This is a genomic window from Streptomyces sp. NPDC003077 (assembly GCF_040611095.1).
In the GTDB taxonomy this organism is placed as follows: Bacteria; Actinomycetota; Actinomycetes; order Streptomycetales; family Streptomycetaceae; genus Streptomyces.
Genome location: NZ_JBEXNM010000002.1, coordinates 115,161 through 138,150 on the forward strand (window position 1 = coordinate 115,161; position 22,990 = coordinate 138,150).

Annotated in this window: 21 protein-coding genes; 11 read left to right on the forward strand and 10 right to left on the reverse strand. The window is 71.2% G+C overall.

The window, feature by feature from the left end:
• Positions 1–334: 334 nt before the first annotated feature.
• Positions 335–1,549, forward strand: coding sequence for a cytochrome P450 (locus tag ABZX96_RS01810; RefSeq protein WP_355536134.1), 1,215 nt, complete (start codon positions 335–337; stop codon positions 1,547–1,549).
• Between the two features lie 35 nt (positions 1,550–1,584).
• Positions 1,585–1,779 (forward strand): ferredoxin, encoded by a 195-nt coding sequence (locus ABZX96_RS01815; RefSeq protein ID WP_355536137.1) that lies wholly within the window; start codon positions 1,585–1,587, stop codon positions 1,777–1,779.
• A 232-nt stretch (positions 1,780–2,011) separates the two neighbouring features.
• Here ABZX96_RS01815 and ABZX96_RS01820 read toward each other — a convergent pair whose 3' ends face one another.
• The 3 genes from ABZX96_RS01820 to ABZX96_RS01830 all read right to left on the reverse strand — a co-directional run bounded on the left by ABZX96_RS01820 (position 2,012) and on the right by ABZX96_RS01830 (position 4,487).
• Positions 2,012–2,557: a hypothetical protein gene (locus ABZX96_RS01820; RefSeq protein WP_355536140.1), complete on the reverse strand. Its 546-nt coding sequence runs from the start codon at positions 2,555–2,557 to the stop codon at positions 2,012–2,014.
• Positions 2,558–2,569: 12 nt separating this feature from the next.
• Complete coding sequence (locus ABZX96_RS01825; RefSeq protein ID WP_355536143.1) at positions 2,570–3,007, reverse strand: hypothetical protein; 438 nt, start codon at positions 3,005–3,007, stop codon at positions 2,570–2,572.
• Positions 3,008–3,278: 271 nt separating this feature from the next.
• On the reverse strand, positions 3,279–4,487 hold the full coding sequence (locus ABZX96_RS01830) for an erythromycin esterase family protein (protein WP_355536146.1): 1,209 nt from the start codon (positions 4,485–4,487) through the stop codon (positions 3,279–3,281).
• Between the two features lie 81 nt (positions 4,488–4,568).
• Between ABZX96_RS01830 and ABZX96_RS01835 the strand changes: the two genes are divergently transcribed.
• The gene (locus ABZX96_RS01835; protein ID WP_355536149.1) at positions 4,569–5,474 is read left to right on the forward strand and encodes a TioE family transcriptional regulator; all 906 of its coding nucleotides are present in this window, start codon (positions 4,569–4,571) and stop codon (positions 5,472–5,474) included.
• A gap of 215 nt (positions 5,475–5,689) precedes the next feature.
• On the opposite strand, the gene ABZX96_RS01840 is transcribed toward ABZX96_RS01835, so the two are convergent.
• Positions 5,690–6,367: a hypothetical protein gene (locus ABZX96_RS01840; protein WP_355536152.1), complete on the reverse strand. Its 678-nt coding sequence runs from the start codon at positions 6,365–6,367 to the stop codon at positions 5,690–5,692.
• Positions 6,357–7,367: a hypothetical protein gene (locus ABZX96_RS01845; RefSeq protein WP_355536155.1), complete on the reverse strand. Its 1,011-nt coding sequence runs from the start codon at positions 7,365–7,367 to the stop codon at positions 6,357–6,359. The genes ABZX96_RS01840 and ABZX96_RS01845 overlap by 11 nt, the downstream gene beginning before the upstream one ends.
• 607 nt (positions 7,368–7,974) lie before the next feature.
• On the opposite strand from ABZX96_RS01845, the gene ABZX96_RS01850 reads away from it, so the two are divergent.
• Positions 7,975–9,246, forward strand: a complete 1,272-nt coding sequence (locus tag ABZX96_RS01850; protein ID WP_355536158.1) for a cytochrome P450 — start codon at positions 7,975–7,977, stop codon at positions 9,244–9,246.
• Between the two features lie 223 nt (positions 9,247–9,469).
• Positions 9,470–9,769, forward strand: a complete 300-nt coding sequence (locus ABZX96_RS01855; RefSeq protein ID WP_355536161.1) for a DUF1778 domain-containing protein — start codon at positions 9,470–9,472, stop codon at positions 9,767–9,769.
• A 225-nt stretch (positions 9,770–9,994) separates the two neighbouring features.
• Here the strand turns inward: ABZX96_RS01855 and ABZX96_RS01860 are convergent, their stop codons facing one another.
• Both ABZX96_RS01860 and ABZX96_RS01865 read right to left on the reverse strand, forming a co-directional pair.
• Positions 9,995–10,345 (reverse strand): DUF5133 domain-containing protein, encoded by a 351-nt coding sequence (locus tag ABZX96_RS01860; RefSeq protein ID WP_355536164.1) that lies wholly within the window; start codon positions 10,343–10,345, stop codon positions 9,995–9,997.
• Between the two features lie 176 nt (positions 10,346–10,521).
• Positions 10,522–13,167 (reverse strand): SpoIIE family protein phosphatase, encoded by a 2,646-nt coding sequence (locus tag ABZX96_RS01865; RefSeq protein WP_355536167.1) that lies wholly within the window; start codon positions 13,165–13,167, stop codon positions 10,522–10,524.
• 205 nt (positions 13,168–13,372) lie between these two features.
• Here ABZX96_RS01865 and ABZX96_RS01870 point away from each other — a divergent pair, with 205 nt between their 5' ends.
• Entirely contained in the window at positions 13,373–13,840 is a 468-nt protein-coding gene (locus ABZX96_RS01870) for a hypothetical protein (protein ID WP_355536170.1), read from the forward strand.
• 161 nt (positions 13,841–14,001) lie between these two features.
• On the opposite strand, the gene ABZX96_RS01875 is transcribed toward ABZX96_RS01870, so the two are convergent.
• Complete coding sequence (locus ABZX96_RS01875) at positions 14,002–14,940, reverse strand: helix-turn-helix domain-containing protein (protein ID WP_355536173.1); 939 nt, start codon at positions 14,938–14,940, stop codon at positions 14,002–14,004.
• Positions 14,941–15,529: 589 nt separating this feature from the next.
• Between ABZX96_RS01875 and ABZX96_RS01880 the strand changes: the two genes are divergently transcribed.
• The 3 genes from ABZX96_RS01880 (at position 15,530) to ABZX96_RS01890 (ending at position 17,569) form a co-directional block, all read left to right on the forward strand.
• Entirely contained in the window at positions 15,530–16,219 is a 690-nt protein-coding gene (locus ABZX96_RS01880) for a DJ-1/PfpI family protein (RefSeq protein ID WP_355536176.1), read from the forward strand.
• A gap of 436 nt (positions 16,220–16,655) precedes the next feature.
• Positions 16,656–17,150, forward strand: a complete 495-nt coding sequence (locus ABZX96_RS01885) for a hypothetical protein (RefSeq protein ID WP_355536179.1) — start codon at positions 16,656–16,658, stop codon at positions 17,148–17,150.
• A gap of 2 nt (positions 17,151–17,152) precedes the next feature.
• Complete coding sequence (locus tag ABZX96_RS01890; RefSeq protein WP_355536182.1) at positions 17,153–17,569, forward strand: hypothetical protein; 417 nt, start codon at positions 17,153–17,155, stop codon at positions 17,567–17,569.
• 33 nt (positions 17,570–17,602) lie between these two features.
• On the opposite strand, the gene ABZX96_RS01895 is transcribed toward ABZX96_RS01890, so the two are convergent.
• A complete protein-coding gene (locus ABZX96_RS01895; RefSeq protein ID WP_355536185.1) occupies positions 17,603–19,903 on the reverse strand; it encodes a BTAD domain-containing putative transcriptional regulator in 2,301 nt (766 codons plus the stop codon).
• Between the two features lie 281 nt (positions 19,904–20,184).
• On the opposite strand from ABZX96_RS01895, the gene ABZX96_RS01900 reads away from it, so the two are divergent.
• Positions 20,185–21,111 (forward strand): alpha/beta fold hydrolase, encoded by a 927-nt coding sequence (locus tag ABZX96_RS01900; RefSeq protein ID WP_355536188.1) that lies wholly within the window; start codon positions 20,185–20,187, stop codon positions 21,109–21,111.
• Positions 21,112–21,278: 167 nt separating this feature from the next.
• Here the strand turns inward: ABZX96_RS01900 and ABZX96_RS01905 are convergent, their stop codons facing one another.
• A complete protein-coding gene (locus ABZX96_RS01905; protein WP_355536191.1) occupies positions 21,279–22,268 on the reverse strand; it encodes a YafY family protein in 990 nt (329 codons plus the stop codon).
• A gap of 93 nt (positions 22,269–22,361) precedes the next feature.
• Here ABZX96_RS01905 and ABZX96_RS01910 point away from each other — a divergent pair, with 93 nt between their 5' ends.
• Positions 22,362–22,760, forward strand: a complete 399-nt coding sequence (locus ABZX96_RS01910) for a VOC family protein (protein ID WP_355536194.1) — start codon at positions 22,362–22,364, stop codon at positions 22,758–22,760.
• Positions 22,761–22,990: the final 230 nt, after the last annotated feature.

Sequence of the window (22,990 nt, forward strand, 5' to 3'; positions counted from 1 at the left end):
CGAATCCGCACGGGCCTTTTCGACAACTCGGCAACGTCTCAACGGTTACCGCCAAGGGAACGCCAGAGCGACTTCGGGCGAATTCACCATTCCATGGATCGTGGATCGTCGATCGTGGATCGTGGATCGTGGATCGCGGCCATAGGTCGTCGATCGCGGTCGTGGATCGCCGGACCCGATACCGAAGCCACCGCGCGCCGAATGACATGCGCCTCACCAGATCCAGATTGACCGAACCGTGGGTGGCGGATCACTTCGCCGCCCTCCGCACCAAGCAGCCGCACCAAGTACCCGCACCAAGCAGTGCCACGACTCACCGTTTGAAAGGCGCGACATGACCCAGACCGATACCCACCCCACCGGGACGACCATCCCCGCCTTCCCCAAGGACCGGACCTGCCCCTATCAGCCGTCGCCGCACTACCAGGAATTCCACAGCGAGGAGCCGCTGGTCCAGGTCGAATTGTTCGACGGTCGCCTGGCGTGGCTGGTGACGGGTCACGCCGAGGGACGCGCCCTGCTCACCGACCCCCGCCTGTCCTCCGACTGGGCCCACCCGAACTTCCCCCTCATCGTCCAGCGCACCGAAGGCCGTGAAGGGCTCTCCTTCCCGCTGATCGGCGTCGACGACCCGGAGCACGCGCGGCAGCGCCGCATGCTCATCCCGAGTTTCGGCGTCAAGCGCATGGCCACCCTGCGTCCCACGATCCAGCAGGAAGTCGACCGGATGATCGACGAAATGCTGGCGAAGGGACCGACCATCGACCTGGTCACGTCCTACTCGCTCCCCGTGCCCTCGATGGTGATCTGTGCCCTTCTCGACGTCCCGTACGAGGACCACGGCTTCTTCGAGGACCGTTCCCGCCGGTTCGTCGGCGCGGCCACGTCCGCGGAGGCCGACGCGGCCTTCGGCGAGCTGTACGGGTACCTCCACGGCCTGGTCCAGAAGAAGCAGGAGAACCCCGGAGAGGGCCTGCTGGACGACCTGATCGCCGGTCAGCTCGCCGAAGGCGACCTGAACCACAACGAGGTCGTCATGATCGCGCTGGTTCTGCTGCTGGCCGGCCACGAGACCACCGCCAACGGCATTTCCCTCGCCGTCCTCACGCTCCTCCAGCACCCCGAACAGCTCGACGCCCTGCGGCGCGACCCCTCCCTGATCACCAACACGGTCGAGGAAGTGCTGCGCTTCGCCTCCGTCTCGGACTTCATGGTCCGGCTGGCCAAGGAGGACATCGAGGTCGGCGGCACGACCATCAAGGCCGGGGACGCCCTGGTGTTCTCCATCTCGCTGATCAACCGGGACTCCAAGGCGTACGAGAACCCCTACACCTTCGACATCGAGCGGTCCGCGCGCCACCACGTCGGCTTCGGCCACGGCATCCACCAGTGCCTCGGTCAGAACCTCGCGCGCGCCGAGCTCGAAATCGCCATCGGCACGCTCTTCGCCCGGATCCCGGACCTCCGGCTGGCCGTTCCCCTCGACGAGGTGCCGATCAAGGCGGGCCACGACGCCCAGGGCCCGACCGAGCTGCCCGTCACCTGGTAAGGCCCGGGGCTGAGGGAACGGAAACGGATCACACCATGCGCATCACCATCGACCGCGAACGCTGCATCGGCTCCGGCCAGTGCGTCATGACCGCCCCCGGCGTCTTCACCCAGGACGACGAGGGGCTGGTCGAGCTGCTCCCCGGGCACGAGAACGGGACGTCCGACCCGGACGTGCGCCATGTCCCGGCGACCTGTCCGGTGCAGGCGGTCTCGCTCTCGGAGGACTGAGCCACACCACCGGGCGGCAGGGAGCCGCAGGGTCCGCGACGGTGATCGTGACTGTGTGCACGGTCATCGTCGCGGGCCCGTTTCGTTGCGGACCTACCTATCTGTGTCGTCGCGGATCCGTGGTGCTGCGGACCTGCCCGTGTCGTCGCGGATCCGTGGTGTTGCGGATTTGTGGCGCTGCGGATTTGTGGCGGGCAAGCCCTTCGGGCAGTCCGTTCACCAGGCGGGCGTCTCACCAGTCGTCGCACAATCCCGTCCGGCAGCACACGGGCAACAGCTCGCCCGCCGCCTCTCGGACGCCCCGCAAGCGTTCCCGATCGGGCTCCACGACGCTGAGGATCTCGAAAGCCGTACCGGCGGCGGAGACGGACCGGCCCGAGGCCACCTCCTCGTACAGCAGCCAGAGCCCCTGCCTGGCCAGCGCTCGGCACCGCTCCGGCAGGTCGAGCCCGCGCCGAGCGGACGCGGCATCCGTGCCTTCCCCCGCGACCATGTGCTGGAGGAGGTCGAGGAATCGGTGACGTACCTCCGGTGGGATCGGGTCGGCCAGAGCCGCCAGGGCGACGGTCGTCACCGCGGGTGCCGGTTCCCAGAGCAGCACCGGGGACCACACGTGCTCCTCAAAACCGGCGCCGTTCGCTTCCTCCCCCACGGCCCGGTCGTCCGCGAGTCGCAGGAGATCCGGCGCGAGATGCTCCGCGGAGTCCCCGCACCCGCAGCGCATGGCCGCCCAGTCCTGCCGGGAGATCTCCCACTCGATCAGTTCGATCAGTCGCATGGCTCCGAGACTTTACGGCGCCGTGCCGAGGGGCGGACCGGGGGGCGGGTGATCGGCGTCAGGATCATCCGGGGGCAGCGGGGCCGATTCATCCGCCCACCGGCGCAGGTCCCCACACCTTGGTTCGGGCATCCCCGACCGTTTGATCACGGTGGTCAGGGCATTATGAAACTCGTTCCACAGCCGGTGGATCGAAATCCCGGAACTTCCCGCCTGATAAAAAAGGAACCGCACCACATTGACGCGCGTCCGCTCCTCTTCGCTGAGCACGTCGAGCGGTAGACCGGCCAGTATTGCGTAATCTGGCTTGTTCTCCACTGCCGCGACGACGTTGCGCAGCGGAATGCGGTGGAGCGTCCGCAGGGAACGAGGGCTGCCGGTCGCGACCGTGTCGGCCAACACGGCATGGAACGCCAGCGTCCCGAGAGTGACGATCAGACGCTCGGCCATCCGCGCGTCAATGCCCCAGTTCTGGAGCCGTTCATGGCGTTTCGTTCGCCTCCACGGTTCCTGATCGTGAACGGGCAGGACCGCACGGCCGAGGGCAACGCATTCCGCCCATAAGCCTTCGGGATCCGAAGAGCCAGAAGGGTCCGAAGGGCCAGAAGGGCCAGAAGGGTCCGATGTCATGTGCGGCTCCTCGTGTGCCTCTGATACCGGATTTCTCAGCCGCTGCCGCAGAACTCGGCTGTCGCGGAATTCCCGTTTTCCCGCGCGTGCGTCAGCGCTGCGGAACATCCTTGACGAACACGATGCCATCGATGTCCGCCAGGTGGTCCGGGTGAAGCGCGGCGTAGCCGAACCAGGGGGACACGCGGGGCTCGGGTCGCGCGTCGCCGAGGGCGGTGGCCAGCTTCGGAACGTCGATGAGGCAGCGGTCACGGTCCTGCGGGAGCTCGTACAGGAGACCTTCGAGGGTGTCCGGCGGTGGCGTGTCCACTCCCTGGTGCCGGATCGTGCCGAGGGCCGTGGCCACGAAGGCGTAATCCGCGCCGAGTTGGGCGCTGATCAGCGCACCGGCGCTCCACCACTCCACCGGCCCCTGCCACATCCGCATCGTGCTCTTCCTCCGCTGGAGGTGGGAGTTGTGGGCGTGGACGAATACCGGGCCCCGTTCGGCGAGGGCGAGGAGGGTGTGGGCCATCATCACGTCCCGCAGGGCGCACAGCCTCGTCATGCGGGCCGGTGAGGTGTCGGCCATCCAGTGGTGGTAGCGCAGCAGGCCGGTCGCCGTCCGCGCGTACAGACGGGCCCGGTCCCGGTCGTCCGGCGAGGTCGTCGCGATCAGGTGCGGTGCCTGCGCGTCGAGCAGGGCGACGAGGTCGTCGGCGAGCAGCCGCAGCTCACGGGCTTCGGCCGACTGTCCTATGGACCGGGATGGGTCCAGCATCGCGGCGGGGTCGGTCCACCGGTCGTCGGCGCCGAGCAGGCGGTCGAGGGTTTCCGGGGTACAGGGGAGCAGGTCCGCGTCCACCCGGGTGGAGAGGTAGCCGTGGAGAGCGGTGAGGACGGGCCGGGGGCTCGCGGCGGCCTCGATCTCCAGCGGGCCGTCGAAGCCGGCGAAGCGGACCTGCTCGGACGCGGGCCGGCCGTCGTTGTAGGCGCGCATCCAGCGCACGAGCTCGCGGTTGGCCGCCAAGGTGCCCCACTCGTGGCTGAATCCGCGCGCCATGACCTCGTCGAGCGTGCCGGTGCCCGTGGTGGCGTAGTCGTCCACGACCAGGCCCATCAGGCAGTCGCTCTCGATCGCGATCGTGCGGTAGCCCGCCTCCTCGACGAGCTGTTGGAAGAGTTCGTTGCGCAGGTCGAGCAGCGCGTCCTCGCGGTGGGTGGGCTCGCCCAGGGCGAGCAACCGGGGGCGGGTCGGGAGCAGCTTCAGGACGGTGGCGGCTTCTACGGCGTGGGCGGTGACCTTGATGTCGGTTGCCATGCCTTCAACGGTATCGTTGAACCTTCGATGGAAACTTGGCTGGCGAATTCGCCGCGACGTTCCCGCGATATCGTCGGTCTCATGGGACGAAAGCTTCAAGTTGGCGGCGAGCACCGGCGACTTCGGCCGATCGATCTGGCGCGTGAGCACGGTCTGTCCACGCAGGCGGTCCGGAACTACGAGGAGGCCGGGATCCTGCCGACCGCCGACCGCACCGCCCACGGCTACCGCACCTACACCCCGTTGCACGCGGGGGCGCTGCGCGCGTTCCTCGCGCTGGTGCCCGGCCACGGCCACCAGACGGCGGCGTCGATCATGCGGGCCGTCAATCAGGGCGCTGTCGAGGAGGCGTTCCGTCTGATCGACGAGAGCCACGCCCAGCTCCTCGACGACCGGCGAACCCTCCAGGCCGTGGAGAGCGCCCTCCGCGATCTGGAGCCCGCCATGGCGCCCGGGTCCGGTGCGGGGTCCGGGCTGTCGGCGATGTCCGGGCGGGAGCGGACATCCGAGTCGTCCACGGTGTCCGGGCGGGGTGGGAAGCTCGGGTCGTCCGGGCGGGGCGCGAACTCCGGCTCGTCGTCGGCGTGCGGGGCCGGCTCCGGCTCCGGCTCCGGCTCCGGCTCCGGCTCCGGCTCCGGCTCCGGTGGCACGTTCATCGGGCCGCTGGCGGGGAGGCTCGGGATCCGGCCCGCGACCCTGCGCAAATGGGAGCGGGCCGGGCTGGTGCGCCCGCGCCGCGACCCACGGACCGGGTACCGCGTCTACGACGAGGCCGATGTCCGGGACGCCCGGCTGGCCCACCAGCTCAGGCGGGGCGGCTACCTGCTGGAGCAGATCGCCCCGCTGATCGCCCAGGTGCGGGCGGCCGGAGGACTGGAGCCGTTGGGGGCCGCGCTGTCCGACTGGCACGGGCGGCTGTCCGCTCGCGGACGGGCGATGCTGAACGGGGCCGCGGAGCTGGAGGCGTATCTCCGCGAGCGCGGATGAGAGGTCGACACCGGCGGAAGAACACCAGCCGCGCTCGACGGTGCGTCCAGTGACGCGCTCGGCGTTGCGCCCAGTGAGATGCACGTCGGTGACGTGCCCAATGAGACGCGCTCGGCGCCGTACCCGATGAGACGCGCTCAGCGACGTACCCAATGAGACGCACTCGGCGCCGTGCCCAATGAGAAGCGCTCAGGGACGTGCCCAATAAGAAGCGCTCAGCGGCGAAGACGGCGGCGCCACCGCCGCAGGCATGACCGCCCCCTGCGCAGCCACTGCTTCGGGGAGAGGACGCGCCGTACGGCAACCGCTCGGCGGCGCTGGGCGGCGATGCCCTCGTACCGGGCGGCCTGGAGGCGATCGCCGTGGTCCGCCCAGTAGCAGCCGAGGTTGTGGGCGGCGATCGCCTGGTCGTTGGCGTCTCCCTCGGCCATCACCTGCTCCCAGTGCTCCCGCGCTTCGGTCTTTCTGCCGTGCCGGTAGTGGAGGGCCCCGAGGTTGTTCACGGCGGTGTACCGGAAATCCGGATGGTCGAGCTCGCGCAGCATGGTGTAGCCGAGCCAGGACGCGGCGGTGTCGCCCTCCTTGCCGGCATCGAGGGCGGCGTGGAAGACACCGGCGGAGAGGTACCAGGGGTCGAGTGCGGGTTCGCACCGTGCGGCCCGGTCCAGTGCGGCCCGGGCGCGTACGCGATCCCGCAATCGCAGGTGGGAGCGGGCGAGCAGGAGATACATCAGGGGCACCTCCTTGGGGTGGCGCCGGGTCGTGGCGGCGCGCGCGAAGCACGCCACCGCGTCGGCGAAGTCGCCGCGTTCGTACGCCTCTTGACCGAGCTGCGCGTCGAGCAACTGGCTGAAGACCGCGGACAGATCGGCTGTTGGTTCCTTACGAAGCACCGGCGGCTCCCATGGGGTCTGCCCGGCCGGGCCGGGCGGTACGGCTGGTCGTCCGGAGTTCCCGGCGGATTGCGGGCAGCTCGTCGAGGGTTTCCTGAGCGAGGGGGAGGCAGGTGTCCAGCCCGTCCGCGTCCGTCCCCCGCAGGGCGTCGTCCGACAGCGCCATGACGAGGTCCCGGCAGATCCCCTCGGCGCAGTCCAGGTAGCCGGCGATCGCCTCCCGGGGCCGCCAGAACGCGTCGTTGAGCGGGCGGTGGCTCTCCTCGAACACCGTGAGCCGCGACGGCAGATCGGCCCGGCGCGGCGGCCGACCGGACCAGTCGGGCGCGGCCATCCCCGCGGCCGTCATCTCCGCGTCGATGCGCTGCCGGAGGATGTCGACCTCCGTTTCGAAGCGGCTGATCCGCTGCCGCAGCACGTGCGGGGTCGGTACGTGGAGCGCGTTCCCCGGGCAGGCCACGGCGACGGGTGCGGCTGTCAGCGAGCGGTCGTCGGCGTTGCAGACCAGACGGGGACGGAGCAGGTACACCCTGACCTCGGCGGGCAGCGCCGCGCGGACGTGGTGGGCCCGTGTCGGCGGCGCGTTCAGCCGCACCTGCAACCGGTCGGCGTCACCCGCGGCCAGGGCGTGCGACAGGGGCTGGACGACCCGCCCTCCCTCGGCGGCGACCGGCTCGGGGAGGGTCACGTCGTAGGAGGCGGACACCTCCATCATCGCGGCGCCCGAAGAGTCGCGGTACGGCAACAGCTCGTCGAGGACGGGGAACCGCCGCGCCCACAGCACGTCCAGTTCCAGCCGCTTGACGACGACGGTCTCGCCCCCGCGGTTGCGCAGCTTGAGATCGAGCACCGGCGCGTTCGAGGCTTCGTGCGGATCGAGGATCAGCGCTTCGACCAGCTCCGGGTACGAACCGGCCGGCCGCCGGGCCCGCAGCGTCGTCACCGCCGCGATAACGGCGGCGGCCAGCGTGCCGGCCACGCCGACGAGGACTTCGATCATTCCCCCACCACTCCCCCGAGATCCGAGATTCCCCCGAGATCCTCAGACTCCCCCGAGCCACCGCGCCCTTCGATTCCTTCGCGAGGCCCCCGCGCCCTTCATCCCTCCGCGGTGATCGGCGGACGCTCACCCATGCCCGAGTCCGGCACCGAAGTCCCGCCCGGCACTCCGACCCCGCCGGCCACCCATTGCAGCACCGGGAGCCGACCACCGACGGCCTTTCGGAAACGGTGCTCCGAGACGAACCGTCCAGGCACCAACACGAACCCGAGTCGGTCATCCTCGGTCGTTTTCCGCACCGTTGGCACCTTCTTCGAACAGCACCGCCAGTGGTCTGGCGGGCAGCGCCGCCAGTGGTCCGACCGACAGCGCCACCCGCACTCAGCAACCCGCACTCAGCAACCCGCACTCAGCAACCCGCATTCAGCCGTACGCACTCAGCCGTACGCATCGGCCCCGGCCTTCTCCGCGAAACGGACGTTCCCCGCATGCTCTCCCCGCGGGCCGTCCCCGTCGGCTCCGACCACTTGACCCGGCCCCCGCACGCGCCCGACCGTGCTTGCATCCCGTCGCTCCGTCGCCGTATCCCCGCCTTCGAGGAGTCACCGTGACCCGGCAGCCCGACCTGATCGTCCTCGACCCCACCGGTGCCGACCGGCACGCCGAGCATCTGCTGCTGCGCGCCCGAGGCGCGGCGGCGCGCGTGGACATCCTGGGTGTCCACGCGTGGGCCGTCACCGATCCGGCCCTGCTCAAACAGTTGCTGACCAGCCCGGACGTGTCCAAGGACGCCCGTCGGCACTGGCCCGAGTTCGAGAGCGTCGTACCGCGCTGGCCGCTGGCCTTGTGGGTCGCGGTGCAGAACATGTTCACCGCCTACGGCAGTGATCACCGCAGGCTGCGCCGCATGATCGCCCCGGCCTTCAGTTCCCGGCGCGTCGCCGCGCTCCAGGCGACCGTCGATCGACTCACCGGCGATCTCCTCGACGACCTGGCCACGACCCCGCCCGGCACAACGGTCGACCTGCGGGAACGCCTGGCCAATCCGCTGCCCATCGCCGTCATCGGCCGTCTCCTGGGCGTGCCGGAAGACCGGCGGGAGGGCTTCCGCGCCCTCGTCGACGGGGTCTTCGACACCACGCTCACGCCCGCGCAGGCCGCCGCAAACACCGAACAGCTCTACGGCCTCCTCGACGCCCTCATCACCGCGAAGCGGACCGACCCCGGGGACGACATGGCCTCCATGCTCATCGCGACCCGCGACGAGGACGGGAGCACGCTGGCGGAACACGAGCTGCGCGACACCCTCGTGCTGATGATCAGCGCCGGGTACGAGACCACGGTCAACGTCATCGACCAGGCCATCACGGCCCTGCTCACCCACCCCGACCAGCTCGAACACGTCCGTGCCGGCCGCGCCACCTGGGGCGACGTCGTCGAGGAGACCCTGCGCCACGAGCCCGCCGTCAAACACCTGCCCCTGCGGTACGCCCTCACCGACATCCCCTTGCCCGACGGGCAGACCATCGCCAAGGGCGAGGCGATCCTCGCCTCCTACGCGGCGGCCAACCGCCACCCCGACTGGCACGGCCCGGACGCCGACACGTTCGACGTCACCCGGCTCACCAAGGACCACCTCGCCTTCGGCCACGGCGTCCACTTCTGCCTCGGCGCGCCGCTCGCCCGCATGGAGGTCATCACCGTCCTGGACGCCCTCTTCCGCCGCTTCCCGCGAGTCGAACTGGCCGTACCGGAAGAGGACTTGGAGCTTCTGGGCTCCCTCATCAGCAACGGGCACCGATCGCTCCCGGTGCGCCTGCAACCGGCGGAGCCGACGACGCACCCGACACCGAGCGCGAGGGCCCGCCCGGATTCGTGAGGCGCCTCCGGTCTGCTTCGCTGCGTGAAGCCGCCGCGCGGCACCACCTTCCGGGCGAGTTCCGCGCGGTCGCCGTGAGCGGCCCGTGCGCGTCTGCCGACACGCGCGGGCGTGCGTCCGAGGTTCGCCTCAACCCTTGGCGGCCGTGCCCGTTGGGCACCTCCACGGGTCGAGGCCCGGCGCTGAGCCGCCGACGAGCGGTACCACTTGTACCATCGCCGCCATGTCGGAATCCTCCAAGGCGATGAGCCTTCGGTTCCCCAGTCCGGAGCACCACGAAGCCATCGCGGCAGCGGCCAAGCAGGCCGGTGTGAGCATGCAGGAGTACGTACTGTCCGCTGCCTACGAACGGGCCACCGCTGTCCAGCGTCGCTTCCTGAGCGCCTTCGAGCGTTCCATGGCGCACAGCGGCGATGCCTTCGCGGCAGAACCGAGCCCCCTCGATCCCACTCCGGAACAGCGGGCAGCCGAGCGCGCGGCCCGGGAGGAAGTCGAACCCAGTGGGCGGGGCCGCGCGGCGTGACCCAGCCCGAACTCTCATAGGCCATTGACGTCCCTTTGCTGGCCCAGACCGCCCGCCAACTGCGCACGTGGTCCGATCCCTGGCAGTGACGCAAGTAGTCGGCCGGACGGCGGCCCCCGCCCATCGCTCAACCACTCCGGGCCCATGGTCTGCCACCAACCCGCCCCCGTAGCGCCCGGCCGCCGCCGCGATCGGCGGTGACCGGGCGCCGCGGGACCGGCGGCGCTACGACCGGGCGGGGACCCGCCCGGAGACCTGCGCGGACGCAGGGGTGGACGTCCGAGCGGACGCCTGGGTGGACACCCGGCCAGACACCTGGCCGGACACCTGGCCGGCCGCCTCCGCAGGCTCCTTCAGCAGCGAGTCGTCCTCCACCCGCGCACCGGGCAGGTGGTACTGCGCCGCCAGCAAGGCCGCGTCGACGTCGCGCGTGCCGGTGGCCACGCACAGGGTGTAGGAGACGTCCTGGAACCGCTGTCGGGTCGCCGCGTCGGTCGTACCCGCCATGACCTGCTTCTCCAGCGCCTCGTACCGGGTCACCAGGTCTTGCAGAACCGCCGGGTGCGCCATCAGCATGCTGAACCTCCGTGAAGAGTCGTCACCAACATCGGGGCGGCTACCCGGAGGTTCCCTCACTATGCCAACCACCTCATGGACGACTGTTCTTGCCTCCGCTCGCCCATCGTCACGAGCGTCACACGCGCCACCAGCTCCCAGCCCGCAGCCACCAGCCCGCCCCGAGCCGATACCGATCAGGCGGACGACGGCGGTGTGGGGCGGACCGCCAGGATGGCGAGGTCGTCGTCGCTGTCGGCGCCCAGGCCGATGAGGAGTTCGTCGCAGAACACGTCGAGGGGTTCGCGGGCCAGGTCGGCGGTGTGCCGGCAGAGTCGTTCCATGGCGTTGTCGAGGGATTCGTCGCGGCGTTCGATGAGGCCGTCGGTGTAGAGCAGCAGGGTGGAGTGGGCCGGGAGATCGCGCTTGGCGCCGGGGCGGGGCATGTCGGGGTCCATGCCGAGGAGCAGGCCCGAGCCCTCGTCGAGGTAGTGGGTGTCGCCTTCGGCGGTGGTCAGCAGCGGGGGCGGGTGCCCGGCGGAGGAGTAGTGCAGCTCCCAGGGGCCGTGCGGGGGGCCTTTGACGAGGCCGTAGACGCAGGTGGCGGTGGCCTCCTCGTACAGTGTGTGGTTCGCCAGGTCCAGGCGGCGCAGGACCACTTCCGGGGGTTCTTGGCGGTCGACGGCGATGCCGCGGAGCATGCTGCGCAGCTGGCTCATGGCGATGGCCGCGTCGAGGTTGTGTCCGGTGACATCGCCGATGACCAGCGACGTTCCCCCGGACACCACGAAGCTGTCGTACCAGTCGCCGCCGACCTGCGCGGTGGTGGAGGAGGCGGCGTAGCGGGCGGCCAGCCGCAGGTGCTCCACGCGCGGGAGTCTGGGCAGCAGGGAGCGCTGGAGGCGTTCGGCGACGTTGCGGGTGTCCTGGTACAGGCGGGTGTTGTCCACCCCGAGCGCGAGGGTGCGGACCAGGTCGTCGACGAGGGACAGGTCCGCTTCGGTGAACGGCCGGTCCTCGCTCATACGGGCCACCGTCAGGGCCCCGAAGATCTCCCGCCGGGCCCGGAGCGGCGCGAGGATGGCGCTCGTCGCCCCCAATCGCTCGAACAGCTCCAGGTACTGGGCGTCCAGGGGGCTCTCGGCCTGGTTGGGCGGCGGCGCCTCGGTGAGCAGCAGCGGGCCGGCGCCGCGCAGTACGCGGGCCAGGGGCCCGCGCGCGGCCTCGGTCAGTGGGGGGACCCTGGCCTCGTACGCCTCCGGGTGCACCCCCCGGGGCGGGGCGCGGTGGACGACGCAGATCCGGTCCACCTGGGACTCGTCGTCGTACAGGTCCACCGCGCACCAGTCGGCCAGCCGCTGCGTCAGGATCAGGCCCACCCCTTGCAGCGCCTCGGTCAGGTCCATCGTGTTGTTCAGGGCGCTCCCGACGTCGGCCAGCAGGGAGAGCCGGTCCAGCGCCGACATGTCCGATTCGACGCCACTCGTCGTCCGGTCGCTTTCCGGGGTGGCCGACGGCTGCGGTTCGCCGCCCGGATTGGGGGACGACACGTGGTTCTTCCCCGGGATGCGCGGCGAGAGGAGGGACGTGCTCGCGCGGGGGGCGAGCTGGGCGACGAACACGGTGCGGCCGTCGGTCATCTCCTGGTTCTGGATGATCAGCCGGATCGGGACGAGATGGCCGTCGTGGTGCAGCGCCGGGAGCGGCACCGAGCGGCCCATGATCCGGGACTGGCCGGTGAGCAGGAGGGAGGTGAACGCCGCGATGTGCCGTTGCCGCAGGTGCTCCGGGATGATGGTGGTGAGCTTGCGCCCGACGAGTTCGTCCGCGTCCCAGCCGAGCATGTCCGCCGCCGGTCCGTTCGCCGCGATGATCCGGTTCGTCTCGTCGGCGGCGATGGTCGGAACCCTGCTGGCCCGCATGTGGCCGGCGTCCCACGGCACCAGCTCCGAAGGGCTGACCCCCGGCTCGTGCGGCACCAGGGTCCACGCGGTGGGGGGCCCGCCGTGGAGCTGGCTGGTGATCTGGTCGAACAGCCACTGCTGGAAGACGCGGCTGCGCGGAAGGGCGGGCAGGGTGAGGACGAGCTCTTCCCGGGCCGCCTCCTCGGCCAGGTCGAGTACGCGGCGCAGGTTCATCACGGCCGACGCGGCGTCCGCCGGTACCGACAGGGACAGGGAGTGGATGTCCGTGTTGGGCGGGTGCTGCTCCAGCGCGGCCGTCACGCACGCACTGATCACGTTGTTCGTGTCGTGGGCGTTGACGAGTTCCTCCGGCCGCAGCCCGAATCTGTGGCCGGCCGCCGCGGCGAGCGACAGCTCCCGCAGCACCGTGTGCCGGTGCTGCTCGCAGGACGAGTAGAGGGTGCCCGGCATGTCCACCAGCAGCACCGTCTCGGGGGAGTCGACGGGGGACGGTGCCGAGATCTCCCACCCGGAGGGTGGCGGCGGCGGTCCGTCGGCCCATACCTCGAACCACACCGACTTGCGGCCTTCGCCGGTCTCGACACCGCGGCGGGAGGTGAGCTGCTCGACCAGGGCCAGCCCCTGCCCCATACCGGCATACGGGGGACACTTCCGCAGCATCAGCCCGCGGGACGGCCGATGATCACTGACCCGTACGCACACCCGGCAACCGAGGGTCCGCACCGACACCTCGATCTCGGTGCGCGCATGCAGCACCGCGTTCGTCACCAGCTCGCTGACCAGGAGCTGGACGGTGTCGACGACATCCGACGAGGCGCGTTCCAAAACGCCGCCGACGAAACGCCGAGCCGCCCCCACACTCTCCGCCGACTGCGGAAAGCGCTGCGACCGTGCCTCCGGCGGATCTGCGTTGCCCATGCGCCCAGACTGCCCCAGGCCGCGCGTCCTCGCAGTCGCGGTTCGTGCTTTTGCGCTGGTCAGGGGGTGTGGGTGTGGTGTTGGTGTCGGCCGAGTGGGTGGGGCGGGGTGGAGTGGGGTGGGGTGGGGTGGAGTGGGGGAGACTGGCCGGATGAGGAGATGGGGATAGGGGGCGGGCGGATCTGTGACGGCTGATGCCGGGGGTTTGACAGGTGATGCCGGGGGTTTCGACGTCGCGACGGGCGCGGTTCCCCTGCGGCCCTCGCCGGGCGGTGCGGACGCTCGTCGGAAGGCCGTCCAGGAGGCGTTCCGCGGGCTGCTGCACATCCGGGAGCTGATGAACACCGAGGCCACGGACCCTCGCGCGGTACCCGCCGCGTGGGAGCGGCACCAACCCGTACGGGCCGTGGCCCTGAGCCTGGAAGCGTCCGGCATCGAACCCTCCGCAATGACCCCCGATGGGCAGCGGATCGGCACGGGGTATTGCGTGCGCGCGACGGGTCCCGGGGTGGTGCGGGTCGAGTGGGTGGGGCCGCCGGGGAGTGGTGCTCAGTACGAGGAGAAGGACGCCCTCGCCAAGTGCGTGCCGATCTTGGGCGGCCTTGGGTGGGAGGCGCTGCTTTATCGGGGGGAGCGGCGTCGTCATTATCTGGAGGTGGAGGCGAGGGGGTAGGGGGTCGGGGTCGGCGGGTCTTCGTCCGTCTGCGGTCGTCGCCACCGTGCGCGTGCGGGGCGACGATGGGCCGAGGGATCGACGGGCCGCCGGATCGCTGGATCGACGACGGGCCGAGGGATCGACGGACCAACGGATCGACGGACCGACGGACCGACGCGTCAGCTGAAGGTGCGGCGGTAGGTCTGGGGGCTGACGCCGGTGGTGCGCTTGAAGCGGTCGCGGAAGGCGGTGGGGGAACCGAAGCCGACCTGCGCGCCGATGCGTTCGACGGAGTGCCCGGTGGTCTCCAGCAGGTGCTGGGCCTGGCGGACGCGGGCCCGGTGCAGCCACTGGAGCGGGGTGGTGCCGGTCTGTTCGCGGAAGCGGCGCATGAGGGTGCGGGTACTCGTCCCGGCCTGGGCGGCGATGTCGGCGAGGGTGAGTTCGCGGGCGAGGTTGTCCCGCAGCCAGGTGAGGAGGGGTTCCAGGGCGGAGCCCTGCGGGGTGGGCGTGTGGTCGTGGACGATGAACTGCGCTTGCCCGCCCTCGCGTTCGAGCGGCATGACGGACAGGCGGGCGGCGTCGGCGGCCACGGCGGAACCGTAGTCGCGGCGGATCATGTGCAGGCAGAGGTCCAGACCGGCCGCCGCGCCGGCGGAGGTGAGGATCTGGCCGTTGTCGACGTACAGCACGTCGGGGTCGACCTCGATCTCGGGATAACCGGCGGCGAGGTACTTGGCGGCCATCCAGTGGGTGGTGGCACGCAGCCCGTCGAGGAGCCCGCAGGCCGCCAGGATGAACGTGCCCGAGCAGATGGAGGCGATGCGCGTGCCCTCGGCGGCGGCAGCACGGAGGGCGTCGTGGACGGCGGGCGCGAGCGGAACCACGGGCTTGGAGGTGCCGGGCACGATGATCGTGTCCGCGCCTTCGAGCCCGTCCAGCCCCCAGGGTGCGCGCAGGGTGAAGGTCCCGGCGTCGATCTCCGGTTTGTCGGCGCACACACGGATCTGGTAGGCGGGGCGCCCGTCCGGGAGACGGGTGCGGGTGAATGTCTCGATCGGGGTGGACAGGTCGAAGGGGATCACCTGGTCGAGGGCGAGGACGGCGACGGTGTGCATGGCTAGAACATAGCTGGGCGCCGGGTGTTCGCCAGGGGGTGTGGGGGAAGGGTGGGTGGGGTTGAGGGTGGGGCGTGATGCTGCGTGGCTTGAGGCTTGGTGCCGGTGGCCGTTGGCCGCTGGCCGCTGGCCGCTTCTAGGGACCTGTGGCCTGCTTATGGGGTGGTTGGTGGGGCGCTGGGGCGGGTGGCAGGGAGGTCACCGCCGGTCGGCGGTGCGCTCGGATCGGCCTGGGCCGGGTAGGGCGCGAGCGTTGCAGTGCGGCTGGCGGTATCCCGTTGAAAGCTGTCATTAATGCCACTGGGCCGTTGATCGGCAGCCGATTAGCGTCGGGGCGACGAATCCGGTGGCGGTCGGAAGGCGGCGGTCGGGCGGTCAGGCGGCCGGTCAGGCGGTCAGGCGGCCGGTCGGAACTGGTTGCTCGCTGCCCTGAGCCCGGTTCCTCGGCTGCCTGGTTGCCCGGTTGCCTGGTTCCTCGGCTGCCAGATCACTCGGCCGCCCGTCCGGCCCGGTTGCCGGGTCGCTTTCCGATGCCGCCGCCTCCCCTCGTACGCCTCAAGCCCCCCCGAAACGAACCGAAGGAAGCCCTATGCACGCCCAGATCGTCCTGTTTGACGGCTTCGACCCGCTCGACGTCGTCGCTCCGTATGAAGTGCTGCACGCGGGCGGCCACGCCGCGCACGGAGCGCTGACCGTGGAACTCGTCTCCGCCGAGGGACCGCGCGAGGTGATCAGCGGAACCGGCGGCCTGACGCTGCGCGCCACCGCCGCCCTCGACCCCACCCGCCCGGGACTGGTTCTGGTTCCGGGTGCGTCGGGGCGTATCAGCGAGCCCGGCGAGGAGCCTGGTCAGGACGCGGAGAGCGGGGGCGGGCAGCCGGGCGAGACCATCGCCGCGCTGCTGGGCCGCGCCCTGGCCACCGAACTGCCCGCGCTGCTGAAGTCGGCCATGGACAACCCGCTGGTCACGGTCACCACGGTGTGCGGCGGCTCATTGATCCTGGCCCTGGCCGGTCTGCTGGAAGGCCGCCACGCCACCACGCATCACATGGCCATGGACCAGTTGGAGGCCGCCGGGGTCCACGCCGTGCACGCCCGCGTCGTCGACGACGGCGACCTGGTCACCGGCGCCGGTGTCACCTCCGGACTCGATCTGGGCCTCTATCTGCTGGAGCGGGAGATCGGGCCGCGCATCGCGCACACCGTGGAGACCGTGTTCGCCCACGAGCGCCGCGGCACCGTGTGGAGCGCCCGGGGGCCGGTCCCGGCCGCTCTCTGATCCGTCCTCGCTCCCCGAGCCGCCCCCTCTTTCTCTTTCCGCCTCTGCGCTGCCGCTGCCCTTGTCCCTGTCCCTGTCCCTGTCCCTGACGCGCGCGCCCGTCCGCCCCCTGCCGCCTCTGCCGCCCCTCCCGCACCGCGAACACCCTCTGTTGACCGCACCGTAAGGAAGAACAGCACATGTCCATCCAAGGCGCCTGGGCCCCGTCCCACGCCCCCGGCACCAGAGCGCTCCGCACCTCCGCCATACGCTTCCGCACACCGTCCGGCGGCGTGATCGACACCCACCCGCGCCGGGCTGGCGTCGGCCCGCGCCGGGCTGGCGTCGACCCGCGCCGGACTGGCGTCAACCCGCACGGGTCCGGTGCCGACCCGCGCCGGTCCGGTGCCGACGTGCGCCCGGCCGCCGCCGACCGAGCCGCCGCGGAAGGTCGGTCGTGACGAAATTCCTGCTGTCCGTACACGTCCTGGCCGCCCTCCTGGCCATCGGGCCGGTCGCCGTCGCGGCGAGCATGTTCCCCCGCACCTTGCGCCACGCTTACGGGGAGGCCCCCGAGGCCTCCGACGCGTTCGGCACCTTGCGGTTGCTGCACCGCATCTGCCGTGTCTACGCGGGCATCGGTGTGGCCGTCCCGATCTTCGGGTTCGCCACGGCCAGCAGCCTCGGCGTCCTGGGCGACGCCTGGTTGATCACCTCGATCGTCCTGACCGGCGCGGCTGCCGCGATCCTCGCCCTGGCGATCCTCCCCGCTCAGAACGGTGTGCTCGTCGCCGCGGAGAATGGTGCGCCGACCGCCGCCGAGAACGGTGGTTCCGCCATCGACGCCCGGGCGGCCGGGCGCCTGGCCATGCTCACCGGCGTGTTCAACCTGCTCTGGGCCACGGTCACCGTTCTCATGATCGTCCGCCCCGGCTCCACCACGGGAGCGTGACCGTGACGGCCCCACACCCTTCAGCCCCTCCCCCGTCCCCGAACCCCTCTCCCTCTCTGTCCCCTTCTCAGTCCTTCCGCCTCCTGCGCATCGCCGCGCACGCCGAACTCGTCTCGCTGGTGGTCATGCTGGCCAACCTCGCCACGGTTCATCTCCCGCCCGTCTCCTCCTTGATGGGTCCCACCCATGGGTGCGCCTACCTGTTCGTCGTCGTGGCCACCTGGCGTCAGCAGCAGGCCGCGACGAGCACCAAGGCCGTCGCCGTCATCCCCGGAATCGGCGGTCTGCTGGCCCTGCGCCGACTCGAACGCGGCGGTTCCGGCAACCGTTCGTCGACGAGTTCCGAGCCCGGGCAAGGAACTCGTCCCAAGGCCAATCCCAAGCCTGGGAATCGTCCCGAGCCCAAGCCTGACGCGTAAGAACAGGCATCCGCAGAACCGATCACCACCAGCTCACCCAGAGCAGCGCCCCAACGCAGCGCCGAGATCGTCGAGGTGCCGGGCGACCGGTCCCAGGGTCAGCAGCCCGCTCCCTGCCCCGGCCAGTTCGGCGGCGGCCGGGAGGAGTGCGGCGTGGGCGCGTGCTATCGCCTTACGGTCGCCGAGGGCCAGCGCCGCTCGCCCGGTGAGGGTCCACAGGGCCTCGGACAGCAGGTCGTGCGGTGGTTCCGGGGCCTCCCGCAGCGCCGCCGCGGCCTCGGGGCGACGGTCCTGCGCGAGGAGGACGAGGGGACGGGCCCATGGCTCGTAGGGTCCCCAGTCGCCCCAGTCCGCCCCAGCGTCGAGCAACGCGAACCCGTCCGGCGAACCGGCATGCCGCACGCGCACCGACAACAGCGCGAGCGGCAACAGCCCGCGCTCCAGGCCGGGCATACCGGCGCCATCGAGGCACGCGGCGGCGTCTCGGTATGCGGCTTCCTCCTCGGCCGCCGACGCCCGGCCTGTCGCGGAGAACCGCAGGGCCCGGTACCACCGCGTGAACACCCCGACGAGGGGTCGCTCATGACGTGCGGCCAGGCGGTCGACGGCGGTCGCGTGCGCGTCGGCAGCGGGGAAGTCCGCGAGTGCGGCGCGTGCCTGGAGGCGGATGAGGTGCCCGAGGATCTCGAAGGTCACCAGTCCGTGCCGCGCGGACAGGGTGACGAGCTCCGCGCCGATCTCGTCCCTCTGCGGCGCCAGGCCCGCGTGCGAGAAGCTCTGCATGAACACGCCGTTCAGGGCGAACGCGAGCAAGGTCGGGTCGTCCAGGCGGCGGGCGATCCGTTCGGCTTCCTTGGCGGCCTGGAGACCTCGCGTCGCGGAAGCGCCTTGCCTCAGAGGGGCACCTCGCGTCGCGGAAGCCCCTTGCCCCAGAGGGGCACCTCGCGTCGCGGCAGCGCCTTGCCCCAGAGGGGCACCTTGCGTCGCGGAAGCGCCTCGCGTCGCGGGAACACCTGGCGTGCCGAGGGAACCGCGCGACTCCAGCGCGACGGTCGCCAGCAGCCTGGCCCGGAGCACCTCGGGCGCGTCGGGCGGGAGGGCGGCCAGGGTGCGTTCGGTCGCGGCGATGACGTGCGCCGACTGCTCCGGGTCGTCCGAGCGGGTCCAGATGGCCGGGACGTCGTACGCGCCGATGACGCGGGCCGTCAGCTCCGCGTCGCCCAGTTCCTCCGCCGCGGCGATGGCCGCCACGCGGTGCCGGCGGGCCGCCTCCAGGCCGCCGCCCCCGGTCACCGCGAGATCGCGCAGCAGCCCCACCGTCGACTCCAGCCGGGCGCGGGCGCCGGAGGCCACCGTCCGGTCGTACACGGCCGCCGCCTGCGCCCATACCTGATCCGCGGCTGCCTCCGCGTCCGATGCGACCGGACGCGCCGGTGCCTCCGGCCCCTCTGTCCCCTCCGTCCCCTCTGGCCTCCCCGTCCTTCCCGGTCCTTCCGTCCTCCCCGTCCTCTCCGGTCCCTCCGCCGACCTCCTTGATCCGTCCGGCCTGTTCGGTGGCCCTTCCCGCCCATAGGGCGGCGCGAGGTGCTCGGCGTGATCGAGGATGTCCGCTTCGAGGCGGCGCAGCCCCGGGCCCGGATCCACGCCCAGTTCCTCGACGAGGAGAGAACGGGCCCGGCGCAGCACCGCGAGCGCGTCACCCTGACGGCCGGTCCGGTACAGCGCCAGCGCCAGCAGACGCCAGGCGTCCTCCCGCCACGGGTGCTCGGCCACGTGGGCGTCCAGTTCGGGCACCGCCTCCGCCGCCAGCCCCAGGGCCAGCCGCGCCTCGGCCTGCTGCTCGACGGCGTGCAACCGCAGTTCCGCCAAGCGGGAACGCTCCGCCCGGGCCCACGGCTCGTCCGCGAACTCCGCGTAGGCGGGCCCGCGCCACCACCCCAGCGCCTCATCCCGCCGCGCGAGCGCCAGGTCGGGGGGCAGCGCCGCCGCGGCGGTCACCGCCTGCTCGAAACGCCAGGCGTCCACCGCGTCCGGCTCCGCGCGGAGCGCGTAACCCGGCCCCTCGGTGACCAGCAAGCGGGCCGGGGCCCGGGGCGGACGCTGCGGCTCCAGCGCGCGGCGCAGCGCGGCCACGAAGGTGCGTACCGCCGCCACCGCGCCCGGAGGCGGATCCGTCCACAGGTCGTCGACCAGGTGGGTGACGGGGACGACGCGACGGCGGGCGACGATCAGCCGGGCCAGCACCGCGCGATGCCGCGGCCCCTTCAAGGCGATCGCACTTCCGGCACCGTCCCAGGCCGTCACCGGCCCCAGCACCCCGAACCCGATCGGCACCCCTGACCACCCTTTCCGCAGCATCACCCCTGGTCACGCTATAGCGCGCTCATCGGATGCTCATTCGCGCCCAGCAGGCTGGGGACAGCTGATCGCACACGGACAGTCCACGCACAACGCACGGAACGCCGCAAAGCCGAATCGACCGCAAAACCGGGTCGGCTGCGAAGCCAAATCGGCCGTGAAACCGAATCGGCCGTGAAGCTGAATCAGCCACATAGCTAAACAAACCGCAATACAAACCGCAATAAAATGAAAGAACCGGAAAGGGACCACTCACCATGACGCGCATTACGGCACCCGACGCCACGTCCCCCATCCCCACCGCCACCACCCCCGCCATCCCCGGCTTCGACTACCGCCGCGTCCCCGTGGCCGACGGCGTGTCCCTGAACGTGGCCGTCGGCGGTTCGGGCGCCCCGATCGTCCTACTGCACGGATTCCCGCAGACGCACCTCATGTGGCGCCACGTGGCCTCCGACCTGGCCGCCACCCACACCGTGATCTGCCCTGACCTGCGCGGATACGGCGCCAGCGACAAGCCCGCCGAGGCCGACGCCACCACCTATTCCAAGCGCACCATGGCCGCCGACATCGTGGCCCTCGCCCACGCGCTCGGGTACGAGCGCTTCGCGCTGGCCGGGCACGACCGCGGCGCCCTCGTCGCCTTCCGCGCCGGGCTCGACCACCCGGCGGCGATCACCCACCTGGCCTGCCTCGACGTCCTGCCGACCCTGGACATGTGGGACGTCCTGCACGGCACCACCGCGGCGGTCGGCTTCCACCTGTACCTGATGGCCCAGCCCCCCGGCCTGCCCGAGCAGATGATCGCCGCCGCCCCGGACGCCTTCTTCGGCCACTTCCTCGACCTGTGGGCCAACGACCCGGAGGCCATCCCCGCCGACATCCGCGCCGCCTACCTGGCCGCCTGCCGCGACGCGGTGCCCTCGATCGTGGCCGACTACCGCGCTTCCGCCGGCATCGACGTCGAACACGACCGCGCCGACCAGGACGCCGGCAACCGGCTCCGGATGCCGGTCGCCGTCCTCCAGCAGGACTGGGGCGCCGCTCTCGGCTACGACGCCACCGCGCTGTGGCGCGCCTGGGCCCCCGACCTCCGGCACACCACCGTCACCGCCGGCCATTTCATGGCCGAGGAAGTCCCGTCCGACATCGCCAAGACCCTGCGCGAACTGATCGCGAACTGACCTCTGACTGATCGCGGACTGACCTCGAACTGACAGCGGACTGATCGCGAGCTTGAACACGAACTGAACACCAACCGCGCGAGAACGGAACGACGGCGCGGCACGCGCGCAGGGAGGAGGCCCGCCCCCGCACGCCGGGCCTCCCCACGCACATGGATTCCTCGCGGTCAGGCTCGGCGAGCGTAGGACGCGAGACGATCGGCGAGCGCGGTGACGAGATCGCGCAGTTCATCGGGGCGCTCGATGACGAACGGCCGGTCGAGTGCGGCGAGTACGGGAGGCAACCAGTCGAGCCGCTCCACCCGCAACTCGACGCGCAGCCAGCGCTCGGCCACCCGGCCCCGGCCCGCCGCAGGCTCGTCCTCGTCCAGGGTCGCGATGGTGGCGGGCAAGTGGGCGCGGATCTGCTCGACCGTCCCGTGGATCCGCAAGGTCACCTGGTGCCGGTACTCGGCCGTGGCGAAGGCCGACAGCACGCGCTGTGCCGGGCCAGGACCTTCGGGCACTTCGAACGAGCCGGGCAGGGTCCGCGCGTCCGCGATGCGGTCGAGCCGGAAGGTTCGGTCCTCGTCGATCCGGGCGTCCTTGCCCGTGACGTACCACCGGCCCGCATGGGCGACGATCCCGTACGCGTGCAGCGTGCGTTCGCTGCGCCGTCCGTCGCGGTCGGTGTAGCGGATCGAGACCGGTCGGCGGTGGCGCACCGCATCGGCGAGGGTGAGCAGGACCCCGGCGTCCGGGGTGTCGAACTCTCCGGGCTGTTCCGTGAAGGCAAGGGATTCCAGGAGGGTGTCGAGCCGGCGGGCGATGTGCCGGGGCAGCACCCGCCGGATCTTCGCCGTTGCCGTCTCGCTGGCCGTGTGCTGCGTCGTCGTCAGTCCTGCCCGGCGGCCGGCGACCAGGCCGAGCAGCACGGCCAGCGCCTCGTCGTCGCTGAGCATGAGCGGAGGCAGGCGGTATCCGGGAGCGAGCCGGTACCCGCCGTACCGGCCGCGCACCGATTCCACGGGCACGTCCAGGTCGATGAGCTGGTCCACATAGCGCCGCACGGTGCGCCCTTCGACACCGAGCCGGTCGGCCAGTTCGGCCACCGTGCGGGTGCCGCCCGACTGCAGCAGCTCCAGGAGTGTCAGCACGCGGGCGGTGGGTCGGGGCATATCCGCAGCCTAACGCGAATACAGGACCGATACTGTCCACTATTTCTCCTAGCCTGCGCAGTGCACGCCTTCAGCACGACCAAGGAGATCCCCATGGAGTTCGTCTCGATCCGCATCATCACCAGCGACGTGGCGCGCCTCGTCGAGTTCTACGAGCGGGCCACAGGGGCGCGGGCGACGTGGGCCACCGAAGAATTCGCCGAACTCAAGACCGCGGGCGCCACCCTCGCGATCGCCGGCACCAGCACCGTCCCGCTGTTCGCCCCGGGCTCCGCCCGCCCGGCGGACAACCACAGCGTGATCACCGAGTTCCTCGTCGACGACGTGGACCGCGTGCACCAGAACCTGACCGGCTTCGTCACCGACTTCGTCACCGAGCCCACCACGATGCCCTGGGGCAACCGGTCGCTGCTGCTCCGCGACCCCGACGGCAACCTTGTCAACTTCTTCACCCCCGTCACCCCAGCCGCCATCAAGAAGTTCGCACGCTGACGCCACACGAATCCGCTCACGCGGGAGCCCTGAGGTCCCAGGGCTCCCGCGGAACGCGGGGCCACCGGGCCCACCTGAGCTCCCGGGGCTCCCGACGGACGCGGGGCCGATGCCGATCGGGCCCGCCCCCGGGTGCCTTCCCCGTAAACGGTGCTGACACCGTAGGTGTCATGAGAGCAAAAGGAACGACCCCGGAACCGGAGACCTCCACGCTGAGTGGGCTCGCATCC